General features: G+C 39.7%; 15 protein-coding genes and 2 tRNA genes. 4 read left to right on the plus strand and 13 right to left on the minus strand.

Features of this window, described 5'->3' with window-relative positions; translation table 11 throughout:
* Together KJ678_02100 and KJ678_02105 are read left to right on the plus strand one after the other, a co-directional pair.
* On the plus strand, nucleotides 1-1166 hold a 1166-nt coding region (locus tag KJ678_02100), incomplete at its 5' end, for a sigma-70 family RNA polymerase sigma factor (GenBank protein ID MBU1016934.1).
* Nucleotides 1167-1170: 4 nt separating this feature from the next.
* Complete coding sequence (locus KJ678_02105) at nucleotides 1171-1371, plus strand: hypothetical protein (GenBank protein MBU1016935.1); 201 nt, start codon at nucleotides 1171-1173, stop codon at nucleotides 1369-1371.
* 9 nt (nucleotides 1372-1380) lie between these two features.
* On the opposite strand, the gene KJ678_02110 is transcribed toward KJ678_02105, so the two are convergent.
* The gene (locus tag KJ678_02110) at nucleotides 1381-2388 is read right to left on the minus strand and encodes a hypothetical protein (GenBank protein ID MBU1016936.1); all 1008 of its coding nucleotides are present in this window, start codon (nucleotides 2386-2388) and stop codon (nucleotides 1381-1383) included.
* 9 nt (nucleotides 2389-2397) lie between these two features.
* Nucleotides 2398-3627: a glycoside hydrolase family 1 protein gene (locus tag KJ678_02115; protein MBU1016937.1), complete on the minus strand. Its 1230-nt coding sequence runs from the start codon at nucleotides 3625-3627 to the stop codon at nucleotides 2398-2400.
* A gap of 162 nt (nucleotides 3628-3789) precedes the next feature.
* On the opposite strand from KJ678_02115, the gene KJ678_02120 reads away from it, so the two are divergent.
* Nucleotides 3790-4857: a hypothetical protein gene (locus KJ678_02120; GenBank protein MBU1016938.1), complete on the plus strand. Its 1068-nt coding sequence runs from the start codon at nucleotides 3790-3792 to the stop codon at nucleotides 4855-4857.
* Here the strand turns inward: KJ678_02120 and KJ678_02125 are convergent.
* The 4 genes from KJ678_02125 to KJ678_02140 all read right to left on the minus strand — a co-directional run bounded on the left by KJ678_02125 (nucleotide 4835) and on the right by KJ678_02140 (nucleotide 11201).
* Nucleotides 4835-6004, minus strand: a complete 1170-nt coding sequence (locus tag KJ678_02125) for an ATP-binding protein (GenBank protein ID MBU1016939.1) — start codon at nucleotides 6002-6004, stop codon at nucleotides 4835-4837. The genes KJ678_02120 and KJ678_02125 overlap by 23 nt on opposite strands.
* 95 nt (nucleotides 6005-6099) lie before the next feature.
* Entirely contained in the window at nucleotides 6100-7860 is a 1761-nt protein-coding gene (locus tag KJ678_02130) for a M3 family oligoendopeptidase (protein MBU1016940.1), read from the minus strand.
* A gap of 156 nt (nucleotides 7861-8016) precedes the next feature.
* The gene (locus tag KJ678_02135; protein MBU1016941.1) at nucleotides 8017-8664 is read right to left on the minus strand and encodes a protein-L-isoaspartate(D-aspartate) O-methyltransferase; all 648 of its coding nucleotides are present in this window, start codon (nucleotides 8662-8664) and stop codon (nucleotides 8017-8019) included.
* Nucleotides 8661-11201: an HAD-IC family P-type ATPase gene (locus tag KJ678_02140; protein MBU1016942.1), complete on the minus strand. Its 2541-nt coding sequence runs from the start codon at nucleotides 11199-11201 to the stop codon at nucleotides 8661-8663. The genes KJ678_02135 and KJ678_02140 overlap by 4 nt, the downstream gene beginning before the upstream one ends.
* 46 nt (nucleotides 11202-11247) lie before the next feature.
* Between KJ678_02140 and KJ678_02145 the strand changes: the two genes are divergently transcribed.
* Nucleotides 11248-11787, plus strand: coding sequence for a hypothetical protein (locus KJ678_02145; GenBank protein MBU1016943.1), 540 nt, complete (start codon nucleotides 11248-11250; stop codon nucleotides 11785-11787).
* 4 nt (nucleotides 11788-11791) lie between these two features.
* Here the strand turns inward: KJ678_02145 and KJ678_02150 are convergent, their stop codons facing one another.
* The 7 genes from KJ678_02150 to KJ678_02180 form a co-directional block, all read right to left on the minus strand.
* Complete coding sequence (locus tag KJ678_02150; protein ID MBU1016944.1) at nucleotides 11792-11959, minus strand: hypothetical protein; 168 nt, start codon at nucleotides 11957-11959, stop codon at nucleotides 11792-11794.
* Between the two features lie 4 nt (nucleotides 11960-11963).
* A complete protein-coding gene (locus tag KJ678_02155; GenBank protein MBU1016945.1) occupies nucleotides 11964-13145 on the minus strand; it encodes a DNA adenine methylase in 1182 nt (393 codons plus the stop codon).
* 59 nt (nucleotides 13146-13204) lie between these two features.
* Nucleotides 13205-14023 carry a hypothetical protein gene (locus KJ678_02160; protein MBU1016946.1) on the minus strand — a complete coding sequence of 273 codons (819 nt, stop codon included), beginning with the start codon at nucleotides 14021-14023 and terminating at the stop codon, nucleotides 13205-13207.
* Nucleotides 14024-14025: 2 nt separating this feature from the next.
* A complete protein-coding gene (locus tag KJ678_02165; GenBank protein ID MBU1016947.1) occupies nucleotides 14026-14241 on the minus strand; it encodes a helix-turn-helix transcriptional regulator in 216 nt (71 codons plus the stop codon).
* A 166-nt stretch (nucleotides 14242-14407) separates the two neighbouring features.
* A tRNA-Ser gene (locus KJ678_02170) sits at nucleotides 14408-14494 on the minus strand.
* 7 nt (nucleotides 14495-14501) lie between these two features.
* Nucleotides 14502-14573, minus strand: a tRNA-Arg gene (locus KJ678_02175).
* A gap of 41 nt (nucleotides 14574-14614) precedes the next feature.
* Nucleotides 14615-15172 carry a histidine phosphatase family protein gene (locus KJ678_02180; protein ID MBU1016948.1) on the minus strand — a complete coding sequence of 186 codons (558 nt, stop codon included), beginning with the start codon at nucleotides 15170-15172 and terminating at the stop codon, nucleotides 14615-14617.
* Between the last annotated feature and the right edge of the window lie 346 nt (nucleotides 15173-15518).

Raw genomic sequence — 15518 nt, forward strand, 5'->3', positions numbered from 1 at the left:
CTTTATTAAAAGAAAAATGCGAATCAACAATAGATATACATTACCCAAACGCCAAAAACCGTGATGAAATTGAGCGACGACTTGCTTACGAATTAAGTATTATTGAAAAAATGGGATTCGCTTCTTACTTTTTAATTGTCGCTGACTATGTAAATTGGGCGAGAGAGAACGGCGTTGTTGTCGGACCGGGGAGAGGATCTGCGGCAGGAAGCATAGCATCTTTTTTGTTAGGCATAACGGACATGGACCCATTAGAATTTAATCTCTTGTTTGAAAGATTTTTGAACCCGGATAGAATATCCATGCCTGATATTGATATTGATTTTGCTGACAACGGAAGAGATAAAGTTATTGAGTATGTGAAAAATAAATATGGAGAAGATCAATTTGCCCAAATTATCACTTTTGGAACCATGGCCGCGCGCGGATCAATTCGCGATGCGGGAAGAGTTTTAGGATACCCTTACGCCTTCTGCGACAAAATAGCGAAAGCAGTTCCTCCTATGATGAAGTTAGCGGAAGCGTTAAATAAATCTCCCGACTTAAAAGCTTTTTACATAGAAGATCCTGCAGCAAAAAAATTATTAGACAGCGCCAAACGTCTTGAAGGAGTCGCGCGACATTCTTCCACTCACGCCTGCGGAGTGGTTATTACCCCCGATCACATGGATAACTATGTCCCTCGCCAGTATGCCAGTCAAAATGATAAAACTATAATTTCTCAGTATTCAATGAAATATGTGGAAGCTGTTGGACTTGTTAAAATGGACTTTCTTGGATTGGCTAACTTAACTATACTGGAAAAAGCGTTGGAAATTATTAAAATCTCGCAAGAACCAACTTCCATAGAAGCTAAAGTGGGGAAGGACGAGGATAGCTCCCTTAAGGAATTTATTCCCGACGAGCTTACCAAATCGCCGGAAGATGCAGCGAGTTATGAGCTTTTAAAGGGTCAAATTGGAGATGTTTTGCACACATTAAACGAACGGGAGCAAAAGGTTTTGGAGTTGCGGTTTGGTTTAAAGGACAATAGACCTAGAACGCTGGAAGAGGTGGGCAAAGAATTTGGGGTAACCAGAGAAAGAATTAGGCAGATAGAAGCCAAAGCTTTAAGAAAATTGCGGCATCCTTCCCGTAGCAAGAAGTTGAAGGATTATTTAGAATAAGGAGGTGATTAAGTTGGCAAGCCTTTCTGTTAGCGATAGAAAAACTATATCCTCTTTTTTTATGGTTGTATCTATTGTTTGCATTGCGTTTGCGGTTGTGGGCGCTTTTTTTGTGGATGTTGTCTTGGCTTCCACGCAATGGATACTTTTGGCGATTTTATTTGCAGTTTGGGGGATATATTTAAAACTTGAGCTTAAAGCGTGAGGTTTTGGCTTAATTAAATAATTTTTTGGCGGTATCCCAATAAAAGGGGTCGTTTCCCTTTGTCTTTTCGTAGTACCACCACTCCGCCCCCCATAAATATGTTTTGGTTATTCCTGTTTGTTTGGCGTATTCTATAGCTTTTATAAAATCAGTATGACTCATTGTTTTTTGCAGTTCTTCGTCCGTTGATTTTACGATTGGTTTGTTGGACCAGGGTTCTGCCTGCAGTTCAGTATTAAATATGTTTTCTAGGGGTATGTTTAGTAAAGTGGCTTTGACCCTATAAAAATAAGCGGGAAAAGGCCAATTAAAATATCCCCAAAAAGAAAGCCATACCTTTCTATACATAGATATTGCCAAAAAATCTCCTAGAGAGTATGAGAAAATCCACGCTCCGCCTTCTCCGCTGTCGGATAGCAGTACGGGTCTTTCGTCCATAGATTTTACCAAATCCACTTCTTTTTTAACAAAGTCAGAATCCATCATAGCGGGGCAGTTCCCAAAAGGAAAGAAAGGCTCATTCTCCACCTGCCAGTAGTTTATGTTTTTGTATTTTTTGAAATGGTCTATCTCTTTTGGAATAAGTATTAAAAGCCGTGTTTTTATGTAATCTTCGCCTTTTTCTTTTGCCCACTTCGGTTCAAAACATTCTGGCCATCTGGGCAGTTTTCTTCCTAAAGCAAGTATTACATTAACCTGCCTTTTCTCCGCTTCGGAAAGCAAAAAATCCATATCGCTAAAATCATAAACCCCCTTCTCCTTCTCAATATCGTCCCAATAGGCTATAAGCCTTACATTTTTTACATTAAGCCCGTCCAAAATTTCCAAGTAGGTTTTTTTCCAATTAAGCCCAAGTTCCCGCGCGTATTTCTGGGAAAAGGTTATGCCATATTCCATCTCGCCTGCTGGTTTGTTAAGTATGGCGACAATGATGATATACAAAAAAAGAAAAGCTAGTATGGGGGTTGTCCAACGGATAGTACTTATTAAAAGTTTTTTTGCGCGGGCAGTGGTCATACTTTAATGTCAAAGCCACATGTTTAAACCGTAAATCTGGGGAATTAAGATTTGGGATTTGAGATTTGACTTTTGAGATAGCAACAGATTTTTCTCGCATACCTTCGCATAATATCTCGCGCTCGGGCGGACGACTCTTTTTAGATTGTTCTCCCTTTCAATTTCAATAAGCCCAAACCTTGGTTTAAATCCCAGATGCCACTCAAAATTGTCCATTAGCGACCAGTGAAAATATCCTTTAACATCTGCTCCCGCTTCAATTGCTCTGTGGACACTTTCTAAATGACATCCAATATACAGTTTTCTTATTGCATCTTTTGAATCCGCGCACCCGTTCTCGGTTATGTAGAGGGGCTTTTTATATTTTTTTAGGTTTATCAATACCTTGTATAGCCCTTCGGGCGCAACAGGCCATTTCATATCTGTTTTTCCGAGAGAATAATCAAACGATAATCTTAAATTAGTTATTTTATATTGGAAATAATAATTGACCCCAATAAAACCTTGTTTTTTCGTACATAAAAAGAGGACTCCGTCCGCTAAAAATTTATTCAAGATTTTGGATAATAGGTTGTCCCACGGATATTTTGTGGCAGAATCAAACCTAACTACATTATGCGCAATCCCCGCGGGCTTTTTCAAAACGGACACACACCTATTATGCGTTTTTATCATATTAATAAATGCAACTGCGGTTTTTAGAACATTTCTTTTTTGCGGAGGCCATAATCCAAAAAAATAAGACTGTCCCGCGTAAACGGTAGGCTCGTTTATGGTTATCCAAAAATCCACTAGATCGGAGAAATTGTCTTGGCAGTATTTTGCGTAATTACAAAATATTTGGGGGGATTTGGGGTTTAACCACCCACCTTTTTTGGTGAACCACACCGGGTTTGTAAAATGATGCAAAGTTACAAAGGTTTTGATGTTATTCTTTTTAAGTTCTTCCAAAACCTTTTTGTAGTGTTCAGTTTCTTTTGAGCTAAATTTGCCTTCCTCAGGTTCTATTTTTGCCCATTCAATAGATAAGCGAAAAGCGTTTTGATTAAGTTTTTTGACTAGGGAAATATCCTCTTTGTACCGATTATAAAAATCGCATGCTTCTTTGGAAGGTTCTTTCCCCCCGCCTTTTTGTTCCCATTCCCACCAGTCGGAGTTGGTGTTGTTTCCTTCGGTTTGATGAGCGCTTACAGCGCTTCCCCATAAAAAGTTATCTGGAAAGGCGAGTGTTTTGAACATAATGTTATTTTAACATATAAATCCCCCCCATTGACAAATACGCAATCTTATAGTATAATATGTTTATGATGGTTTTTGGGAACTCCGTTTTGAGGGTGTGGGCAAAGCGCGTTTAAATTATTTTTTGAACGCGGTTTGTCCACAGCTCTCCAAGCGAGGAGAGTGCCTAAGCTATTAGGCTTAAATGGCGGGACAAATAGGCCCTCAATCAAGGAGGCAAAGGTGAAGAAGTTTGAGAAGTTGTTGGAAGGGATCCGCACTGAAGAGGTGCGGGACGCGATTGAATGCGTCCACACCGAGTGCGGGCGGGGGATGAGGCGGACCCTCATCCTGGTCGGAGTGCTAGCGGTTGTCCTCGCGATTTTGGCGGCGCTGGCATTCGCTGGTTTCAAAGCCGTGGATATTATCCTAACGAATATAGGTCAACGGCTGGATGCTGTGGCGACAATCCCCCTCGTTGGAGGAGTTGACGAGAGGGTTTCGGAGCTGGAGCGTTTGCAAGCGGCGGACAGCTCCACGATGGGTGGGGTATATGCGGAAGTGCAAATCCTTTGGGATGAGCATATCGCCCTCACGCCAACTCCCGAACCCGCGTCTGTTCCTGCGCCAACTACCGCCCCGTCAGTGGTGGAAGAGGCACGCCAAGTTCTAGGCACTCTCTATGGGGGTTATTACGACCCTATGTGGGAGTACTTGGAATATGGCGAGACGGTGGAGTACTTCCGTCCTGTGGAGGTAAGTCTTTCCTGGATGGAGGGGGAGAGCTCCGCCCACAAAAGCTTTTTGCTCACTCCGCCACAGTGGCGGGCGTTGGAGCAGAAGCTCAAAGACCGAAAGTGGGAGTATTTCTCAAAGTTTGAAGTGATTTTTGAGGGAGACAACCTGCTAACGGTCTTGGACCCAGAAACGGGAGACTTGATCTGGGACGCGTCAATGGCAAAGGGTCCTCGTCCCCTCAACAGCCTTGAACAGTGGTATATGGATTACCTAATGTTCAATGGTTGGGATTTTGAGGTGGCGGATGTTTTCGACACCTTCCCCAAGTGCGAGAGGAATTCTTTTGGGAATGAGAGGTGTGGGAACATTGAGGGGTGGAGTCCCGCGGAGATTGTCGCCCGCGGAACCGCTTTTGAAAACCACGCCGAAAACCCTGATAACGGGGTTTGGGTGGAAGAGTGGCGATCCGTGGACCCCCAATGTGGAGATTTTAGTAAAAGTTTTCGGAAGTAATATTCTTTATTTTTGCTTGAGGGTATCTATTTGTAAAGGCAGTGGCGATCCTTTCTTGATTATATTTAATCTCTACCGCCAAGAGATCCTTTTCGCGGCTTATTACTAAATCCACTTCTGACCCCGATTTAGTTCTCCAGTAGTTGACTTTAAATCCTGCTGAAAGGTAGGTATTCGCCTTTAAGAATTCGGAAATAATAAAGTTTTCAAAGAGGAGACCCCTATCAGATCTAATATTTATATCTGAAAAGCTTTCTATGAGAGCGTTTCTTAAGCCAAGGTCGTAGAAGTAAATTTTTGGACTTTTTCCTATCTCGTCTCTACTAACTTGGGAGAAAGGCAAAAGTTCAAAAATTATAAAGCTTTGGCAAAAAACATCTATGTATTTTTTGACTGTCCTGGCATCCTTGCCAACTCTTTGAGCAATTTCCGAATAATTAACTAGTTGCCCGATTTGGTGCGCTAGAAGTTTCAAAGTCTCTAATGCGGCGCGCCTGTCGTCCAAAAGTTTTAAATCCAAAAGGTCTTTAAAAACAACGCTGTCCACCAAGTTTTCTAGATACTTTCTTTTGTCAGGGTGGTTAATTGTTGCTGGGTAAAAACCATAGGTTAGCGCGGTTTTAAGAGATACCGCCAAATCGAAATTATGCGCTTTTTTTGTTAGGGGGGTTTCTTTAATTATGTTTTCAAAAACACGGTTGTTTAAAGATGGCTCAATACCATTTTGGGTTAGATATTCTGAAAAGGTTAAAGGGTAAAGGTGGTAATCTATTTTTCTTCCCGCTAAACTTTCCGACGCTCTGTTTTTTATGTTTAAAGAGGAAGACCCCGTAATAATGAGTTTTCTATCGGGAATTTGGTCGTAAACAATTTTGGCGGCGCGACCTGGATTGGAAAGTAAATGTATCTCATCCAGCACGATTATCCTGTTTTGAGGAAATATTTGTTTATAGACGCTAACATCAAAAGATTCCAAGTTTTTTCTGGTAGCTTCGTTATCCGCTGTGAAATAAATAGCTTCGGGGAAAAGCTTTTTTAAAATGGTAGTTTTTCCCGATTGTCGGGGACCCAAAAGAACTAAAACCTCCTTAAATCTATTAAAATGGTTTTTTAGGTAAGAATCCGCGATGCGGTTTAAACTGCCCATGTTATATTAGTATTGACCATAACGACATCTAATGTAATAATAGTTATGTGGTACCTCGCTGTCAAGGGTTTTTCAAAAAAAAGGAGTCTCCTTTTTCAAAGGAAACCCCTTGAGATTGTTTCGGTTTCGTTTAATAACTTCTCCACTTCATCAATACCCGCGCTCCAAAAGTTCTTGCTTGCGATATCTACACCCATCTCTTTAAAAAGTTGATAAGGGGATTTTGATTCGCCCGCCATTAAAAAGTTTTTTACTTTGGCAATGTCTTTTGGATTTTCTTTGACCATTTTCTGCAAACTTTTGGAGATTAAAAGGCCGCTGGCGTACGAGTACACATAAAAAAAGGTTCTTATATGACTCCAATAAACCCACCAGTTTTCGCTACCCGCCGACTGTTCCACAAAATCGCCCATATAAGATTTCATATTCTTTTGGAAAATTTCCCCAATTTTTTCTTTAGATAAGTACCCTTCTTTCCTAAAATTTTGGTGCAACTCCCGTTCAAAATTATAGCACGCGACCTGCCTAAAAATTGTGGCTACATCGCTATTTAGTTTATGCATTAAAAGAGCTGTCTTTTCTTGGGGCGGGGCGCTTTTTAAAAGCTCCTCAAGCGCAAAATCCTCAAAGAAAGCGCTTGCTGTTTCGGCGGTTGCCGTAGAACCGCCGTAATTTATGGGGGTTTGGTTTTTCTTGCTTAAGAAATTATGAATGCTATGTCCTGTTTCGTGCGCCAAGGTCAAAACATCCGTTAGCCTGTTGGTATGGTTAAGAAGAATGAAATTAGGTTGGCTTATTAAACCTCCCGCGCAAAACGCGCCCCCAGCTTTTCCTACTTTTGGATACACATCTATTGAACCTTTTTCTACCAAATCCAAGAATATTTCGGAAAATTGCGGATCCAGTTTACGCAGGACTTTATGGACTATTTCTACCGACTTTTCAAAAGAAAAAGTTGTTTTTATTTTTCCAATTTCCACATTCCTCTCGTGATATTTTAATTTTTTAACTTTCAAAATGTTTGCTTTAAGCTCGTAATATTTATGAGAGATATAAAAATTTTCGGTTACATTTCTAATCAACGAATCCACAACGAAAGGTTCTACATCATCTTCAAGAAGGCGCGGGAGATCCGGTCTTTTAATGTTTTTAAGCTCGTCTATAACTTTTTTGTTTTTGAGTATTGAATTTATTTCGTTTTCGGCAATGTCCGCATTCTTAAGGAAAATATCGTTAAGCGCGGAAGCGGCAGAGTTTCGTTCCTTTTTGTTTTGGCTTTCTGTTAAACTTATAAGTTCCGATAAAGTTTTTCTTTTCCTTTGTTCTTTTGAAAGAATGCTAGATGTCATTTTTACCCAGTTTGAATAAGAAGTTTCTTGAGTTAAATTCAATAATTTCTCTTCCTTTTCTGATAAAAGGTATTTAGCGTTTTTGAAAAGCATATTCAAAAAATGATGGTACTTTTTTAAGCTTGCCGTTTCTAGGAACAATTTTTGTTTAGCAGGCGCTATTTTGGAGAGATGGTACTCAAAAAATTGTATATCGTTTTCTATTTTTGTGGCGAGATCGCTTATTTTGGATAGGCTGGCTTTAATTTCAGGATTATTTTGATCCAGGGCGTTTTTTAGTCCAAAAAAATAACCTAAATTGCCCCCTCCCGCAAAATATCCTAACCACCCTTCGTATTCCAAAAGCGCTTTTTTTAAAATCTTCGGGTTTTCTAGATAATCCTTTCTTCCATGCCATTTGTTTATAAATTGGTAGGATTTATCGCTAATTTTCTTTTTTTCGTATTCCTCGTTTTTGTTTGGCAGAATTTTTGCCAAATCCCACGAGGTTTTAATGTTTATTTTCATATCAACGAAAAAACGGGAAATCCTGTCCTCAAAGGGGGAGGCTCCGATAGGTGAACCCCGTTATGGGCGGCGCGCAGGCCCCCAGCTCTCTCTCCGAGGTAGGGTTTACGCAAAGTATCGTTTAAACTCCGCGGTCGAAGACAGGACTTCCCGTTTTTAATTAAGTTTTTTTAAGCCCGCCTCTCCCACAAGCGGCACAAAACGAAAGGTTCCGTAATTTTCTGTTTTAGCGCCCTCTTCCGTTTTTACCACCTTTATCATTTGTTGAGACACATTGTTCCCCACCGGAACCACGAGTCTCCCACCAATTTTTAGTTGGTTGATTAAGGCGCTTGGAATTTTTGGCGCCGCGGCGGTTACGGTTATTGCGTCAAAAGGAGCTTTGTCTTTAAGCCCCACCCCGCCATCGCTTATTATAACTGTTACATTTGATATGTTCAATCTTTTTAATCTTTCCCTTGCCTTTATGGCTAAAATAGGGAGGACCTCAACAGTGTACACAGTCTTGCATAATTTTCCTAAAATCGCCGCCGCATAACCGGAACCCGCGCCAACTTCTAAAACAGTTTCCTCCCCCTTTAATTCCAGCAATTCGGTCATAAAAGCAACTGTGTATGGTTGAGAAATAGTTTGACCCTCTCCTATAGGAATAGGAGAGTCGGCATAAGCTTGGCTGTTAAAACTTTGAGGAACAAAAATTTCTCGTGGGATTTGCGCAAAAGCGTCCAGAACCCCCGCGTCTTTTATCCCGCGAGATTTTAGTTGTTCCTCCACCATCTGTTTTCGTAAATCAATGTAGTTCATTTTTTTGATTTGTTAAATATAGTTTTAATTCCTTCTATCATTATTATAACTAAAAAGGAACACAGAATAACTATTGTCCAATGATAAATGTTTAAAGGTAAAAGACCCAGAATTTTTTGGAAGAACGGATTATATAGGGCAAGCATTTGCAAAAGCAGACCGCCTGCCACGGCAAGCAAAAGAGCTTTGTTAGAAAAAACATTTTTGTCTTTAAGAAGGGGTATTCTTAAATTACGGCAGGAGAAAACATATATTAACGAGGCCGTTCCTACGACTGCAAAAACTATGGTTCGGGAAAGAACAAGGTCGTTGGATAATCTCATAAAAGCCGCAAAAACCGCAAGCGCTCCAAAACCGGTTATGGAACTTATAAAAAGAATTAAGAGTTTCCGTTCGTTATCAAGCAGGGGTTCCTCTGGTCTTCGCGGGGGCTCTTTCATTAAATCTGGTCTTTTAGGGTCTATGGTAAGCGCTAAATTGGGAAGGCCATCGGTTATTAGATTTATCCAAAGAATCTGCGCCGCGGTAAGGGGCAGGGGAAGTTTAACTAGCAGAGCTCCAATAATTAAAAGTATCGCGCTAAGACTGTCGCTTAAAAGATACAAAGCCACCTTTCTTATATTGTCAAATATCGCCCGACCCTCTTCAACTGCCCTAACAATGGTGTTAAAGTTGCTATCCAAAAGTATCATATCGGCGTTTTCTCTTGCTACTTCCGTGGCGTTGTCCACAACTATTCCTATGTCAGCGCCTTTAAGAGCGGGGGCATCGTTGGTTCCGTCACCAGTTACCGCAACTACACGGCCTAAACTTTTTAGAGCGGTTACGATTTTTAATTTATCCGAAGGGGTTATTCTGGCAAACAATTTTATGCCCAAAATTTTTTTTCTTAACTCCTCTTCGCTTATATTCTCCAGCTCGCCCCCCTCCATTATTTCTTCGCTTTTCACTTTAATTCCTAACTCTTCCATAACGGCTTGAGCGGTGGCTCTAAAATCTCCGGTTATAACAATGGTTTTTATACCCGCATTTTCGCATTCAATAAGAGCTTCTTTTACGCCTCTCCTTACTGGATCCGCCAAAGCAATAAGCCCTAAAAACACAAAGCCGCTCTCTATATTGGAATGGAGCAATTCTTTGGATGTAAGTTTTACGGAGGGTTTTTTGTAAGCCAAAGCCAATACCCGCAGTCCTTTATTCGCCCATTTATTTGAGAGGGCAAGCCATTTGTCTTTTTCTGTAAACGAAAGTTTGCTCCACCCCACTATTTTTTCAGGGGCCCCTTTGGCATAGATTAAAACATCTTCATTTTCTTTCACGAGAACTGCCATATACTTCTTTTCAGAATCAAAAGGAATAACGGACAGCCGTTTATATTTTTCACGAATTTTTTGCGGATCAAAGCTATCTATGGAACGGATTTTTTCCCAGAGAGCTATCTCGGTTTGATTTTGAATATCATTGCACAACGCGGCTGCTTTTAACATTTGGGACAGATCGGTTAGTTTCCAAGTTACCACCTTCATATTGCCTTCGGTTAGGGTGCCTGTTTTATCGGTGCAAATTGTGGTTACGGAGCCTAATGTTTCAGCGGCGACAAGTTTTCGCACCAGGGCCTTTTTCTTAAAAATTCTTTGCATGCCTATGGCTAAAATTACTGTTAGCGAAACCGCCAGACCTTCGGGTATTGCGGCTACGGCAAGCGCTATGGAGGTGGTGAACATATCAAGCGCTGGGATGTTGGAAAAAAACCCTATTACGAAAACAAATGTGGTTATAACAATAACGGCGATTGCTAAAGTTTTGCTTAGCGTAGCCAAACCTTTTTGCAGAGGAGTTTGCTCCTCTTTAGTTTCACGAATGCTCTGCGCTATTTTTCCAAGTTCGGTATTAAGTCCCGTTCCAATCACGATACCTTTCGCCGAACCCCCAACTATGGATGTTCCCCAAAAAAGCATATTCTTTCTTTCGGCCAAAATTTTCTTATTATTTAATGTGGCGGAAGTTTTTTGGATGGCTACCGATTCCCCGGTTAAAGCAGATTCGTTTACTTTAAGGTAAGTTTCTTTAATAATTCTTAAATCAGCTGGAACTTTTTGGCCGGTATGCAAAACCACAATATCTCCGGGAACCAGATATTTTGCGGAGATTTCAATTTCGTTCCCGCCACGCAAAACTTTGGCTTTTTGCATAAACAATTTTTTTAAGGAATAAATTTCTTTCTGCGCTTTGTATTCTTGAATAAAGCCTAGAATGGTATTTATGAAAACAGCAAGGGAGATAACTCCAAAATCAACAAAATCTTTTAAGTATAATGTAATTAGAGCCGCGATGATTAATATAGCTATCAAGGGGCTTTTGAACTGTGAGAGGAGTACGGTTATAGGGGAGGGCGGTTTTTGCTTGGGCAAAAGGTTATATCCGTAAGTGGCTAGCCGTCTTCCGGCTATGTGTGTGCTTAATCCTTCGCTTTTGGTTTCTAAGCTATCTAGAATTTCTATTATTGGTTTTTGATAATACTCTTTTTGGGCAGGCACCTTTATAGTATATCAGATAGCTTTCCTCTTGTGTTGTAGGTTTCAAATGTTGTACTATGTTTTTAATATGGAGAACACTATTGCCAAGACCGAGCATAAGATTAGCGAGCAAGTTTTGATGTCTTGGAATTCCCCCAGTCGCGTTTTCAAGAAGCGCGGGCGCAGGTTTTTTACCACCATAGCTACCATAATTTTAGTAGTTTCTCTTCTATCCGCTCTTTCAGGTCAATTTGCTTTAATTGCTGTTATAGTAGCCCTTTCGTTTTTAGTTTACGCTCTTTCGGCGGTTGAGCCGGATGATGTGTTTCACAAGATAACTGTTAAGGGGATAAGTTATTGTAGCGGGAAGTTTTATCCTTATGAGGAATTAAAGGTTTTTTTCTTTACGGAAAAAGGCGAGAAAACAACACTAAATGTAGATACAAAGAAATATTATCCGGGAAGGCTGTATATGCTTATTGACAAGAAAAATCAAGGAAAAATAAGAGAGGTTTTGGGCAAATACTTAAACTTTGTTGAAGAGCCTCCGGAAACGGTGTTTGACAAAGCATCTTCCCTTGCTTCTAAATACTTTTCTTTGGAATAGGGGATTACCCTTCAAATTGTCTTAAGTTTTCTTGTACCCAATCGTAAAAATCCGTTTCCAGAAACTCAATAAACTTCTCAAATTTTTCTTCTGAAAAAGTTATTTCATTTTCTTTGCAATGTTCCTTAAACAGTTCCTTCATTTCTGATATGTTAATAATTGTATCTTGCATAAAATTAAATAGCTAATTTTTGTTGGTTTACCGATGCCCAATTACGAATATCAATTTTTTCAACTTTAATTTCAGACAAAGGCTCGGCTTTTCCATTTTTTTGTATCAAAAATAAGTATTCTTTATTTTTACTGTTAGAATCATTAATCCATTCGTTTGTTGTCCGGGTTATTGTCGCCATCACATTTTTTTTGTAGTCCATTTCAAAGATGGAGATTTTTTTCTTCAAATTCCTTAATATGTCTTTTATCGCTTGAAAAGTAGCTCTGCCATTATTATTGTAAGATAAAACTACATATTTTGCTGGTGTGTTCTTTATCAATCTTTCTATCGCTTCAATAACAATATATTGTCCCTTGCCATTTTTTCTAAATTCCTCGAAAATAGAGCCGGAGATTGTGTCGCCCACATCTTCTCGCCTGTTCGCTACACCAACTAATTTCGGTTTATCATTCAAGCAAATAGTTTTCCAAATATGATAATAAGAGGCATATCTTACACGAGAAGGTGGCATTAACTCGTTTGAAGAGCCATAGGGCGGGTCGTAATATGCTAAATCTACTTCAATATCATTTGCCAAATCAAAAATATCTGTTTGATAAACTTGATGTTGTTTATCGTCAATAATTAAACGGGGCACTGCCATTTTCATTGTGTTATAGGCACGAGGCGCCCATTTTCTCAAATACGAAACTTGATGGCCAACAGAACTATCAACTTTATCCATCGCTATAATTAAACTGGTCAGTAGCACCGATTTCTCAATCTCGTCTTTAGCAATTTTGTCAATTTCTTCTCTTATCGCGTCTAGTTTTTTAGTGTTGTGCAATTGCCAAATTCTTTTTCTGCCGTCTTTTTGTGTGGCCGAGCCACCGTTCGGCTCGCCACCGTAATTTTCCGAAAACCAGCCATATTTTCCGGGCAAATTATTTAGATGCCCCATGAGTGGCAAATAATAACTCGTTGGTTTTTTGTTCAATAAATAACATTCGCCGAATACTTTAGACCAATCGGCAATATCATTAGCATAGACGGTATAGCCAGCTTGCTTTAACGCTTGAGAAACTCTTGTCGTGCCAGAAAAACCATCTAAAACCGTTTTTACATTTAACGGCTTTATCAACTCTAATAAAACAGGAAGTATTTCCCTTTTAGAGCCAGTATATTTTATGCCCTGTGTGTCCATAAATTAAAAACTACTAGTTTATATCCTAGTATCATTTTATCACTTTTAATTATTTTGGTCTATTTAGAGGGATTGAAAAAATACTGAAGTATCTTTTCGTGAGTGTCCTTGCGAGAAACGAGGATTTTGGCGATTAAAGTGATGAGGGGCTCGTTGATTTTATAACCACCAGCGAGCAGTTCTTTGAAAAATGGTCCGGCGTTTTCCGTATGCGTCCACATTCCGCGTTGTAGGGCATTGGCTTTAGCGTCGCCATATCTCACTTCAAAAATATAATTGTTTTTGTTATCAAAAAACTTATAAATTGGAAATGTCTTTTTTCTGCCGATTTTGCGAGGCGGTAAAAATTTTATCTTTTTGACCGAGGAATACGCTTTTTGTAAATCAAAAACTATCACTTTAAACTTCATTTCCTTTTCGTTATAAATCAACGGCAAAACATTTACAGAACCAAAGTCCTTAAAACATTTATTATCCAAAATTACTCCTATTTTACCAACATCATTTGTTCCTCGCTTGCCAATTTCTTTTTGCAAAAGTGAAAACATTGACACATCTTTATTGGTAGAAAGTTGAAGTGGCCCAAACCCATAAGTTTTAATACTAATGGGAATTTCTTCTTTGGTGTTGGTTTCGGTGATTTTTACATCTTCTTCAAATTCTTTCGCGCGAAATTTTTCCTTGCCCGTATGTTTTGCCGTAAAACCATCAACAAACCGATTTATGTATTCCGTAAGGGCAATTTCGGCAAGATCGCCGTGCGTTTTATTTCCGATAATTCTCATTGAAAAAACATTGCCCAAAACGCTAAAAATCATCGGCTCTTTGTCGCTGAAACTTTCTACAAATTTTTTTAGAAATTTATCAAATGATGACATAATTAAAAGCCGCTAAAAAAATCGGACAATTTTAAACTAAGTGCTTTTGCCACTTTTTCTATGTTTTCCAAAGTTATATTTTTTTCTGCCCTCTCGATCATTCCTATATAAGTTCTATGAACGCCGGCTTTAGTGGCTAATTTTTCCTGCGACAATCCTAATTTGGCACGCTCTTTTCTAACCTTGTTTCCGAATTTTATTAAAATTCCTCTTTTCATACTTGATAATTTTAGTATACCCACTTGCTAACTTTGGTTCTACATACTACAGTTAGCACAGGGGGTTTCTTATCGTTGCCCGCGAATGGGTTGGGTGGGACAAGGGCGACTATTGAATTTAAGTATAATATATTGCTTGCTATTCCGTAGCTTTAGCGAAGGATAGCGGTGGGGGAGGGATTTGAACCCTCGTGGGACTTTCGCCCCGCACGATTTTCGAGATCGGCCAGATAAACCTCTCCTGCACCCCACCATAATTGTGCCCCCGACCAGAATTGAACTGGTATCGCTGGTTCCGCAAACCAGTGCTCTGTCCATTAAGCTACGGGGGCGGTATTTAGATATATTATAGCAGAAAGAGGTACTTAAAATTCTATTCTAAATGGGCGGTGTCGGAGACGGTGGAGATAATGGGGTTGCCTTTTTCATCCTCGTCAATTATGGTAATACTCGTTAGATTTATTACGAATTTGCAAAACCCCTTCCATCCCGCGCCCATAATACAGGAAATAAGGCATCTTATAAAATTCCCATGGGTAAAAATTAGAACGGTCTTACCGTTATATTCTTTCCAAAGTTTTTCAAAAGTTTCCTTAACCAGTTCGCTGTCTCTTTTGTATGAAAGGGCTTCGTTTTCGTCCCGGCGACTTTTTTGGTCTGGATTAGGCCAATAATCCGCGCCTATTTCAATCAAATCTCTTAAAATAACAGGTTTAATCTTTTTTCCTTTTGTAGCTATACGCATAGTGTCCAGTGTTCTTTGGTACGGGCTTACTAAAATAACATCGGGCTTAATTTTTCTAAGTCTTTTCTTAAGTTTTTTCGCCTGTTTTCTCCCGCTTTTATTAAGTGGGGTTTCAGGAAACTGGATATTTTCTTTTGTGCCGGGGTATGCGTCCCCATGGCGGATAAAATAAAAACGGGTATCCATATTTTTTCATTATATCCGCAGAGGGGTTTTAGGTAAACAACCAAATTCCAAATAGGCGGGTTGGATGTGATACAATAAAGTTGTTGGAGGAGTCGCATAGTGGTCTAGTGCGATGGTTTGTCTGCCTGCGGCAGATCTCCCGTAGGGAGACTAAACCATCCGTGTGGAGACTAAACCATCCGTGTGGAGACTAAACCATCCGTGTGGAGACTAAACCATCCGTGTGGAGACTAAACCATCCGCGTGGAGACTAGACTTCCGAATTGTCAAGCATCGCGTATATCATAATGTATTATGTCTATGTCTTAAAAAGTACAATTGATGGGAACTTGTATTTTGGTTACAC

The sequence above is a fragment of the Patescibacteria group bacterium genome (assembly GCA_018817085.1).
Taxonomy (GTDB): Bacteria; Patescibacteriota; WWE3; order CG2-30-40-12; family CG2-30-40-12; genus CG2-30-40-12.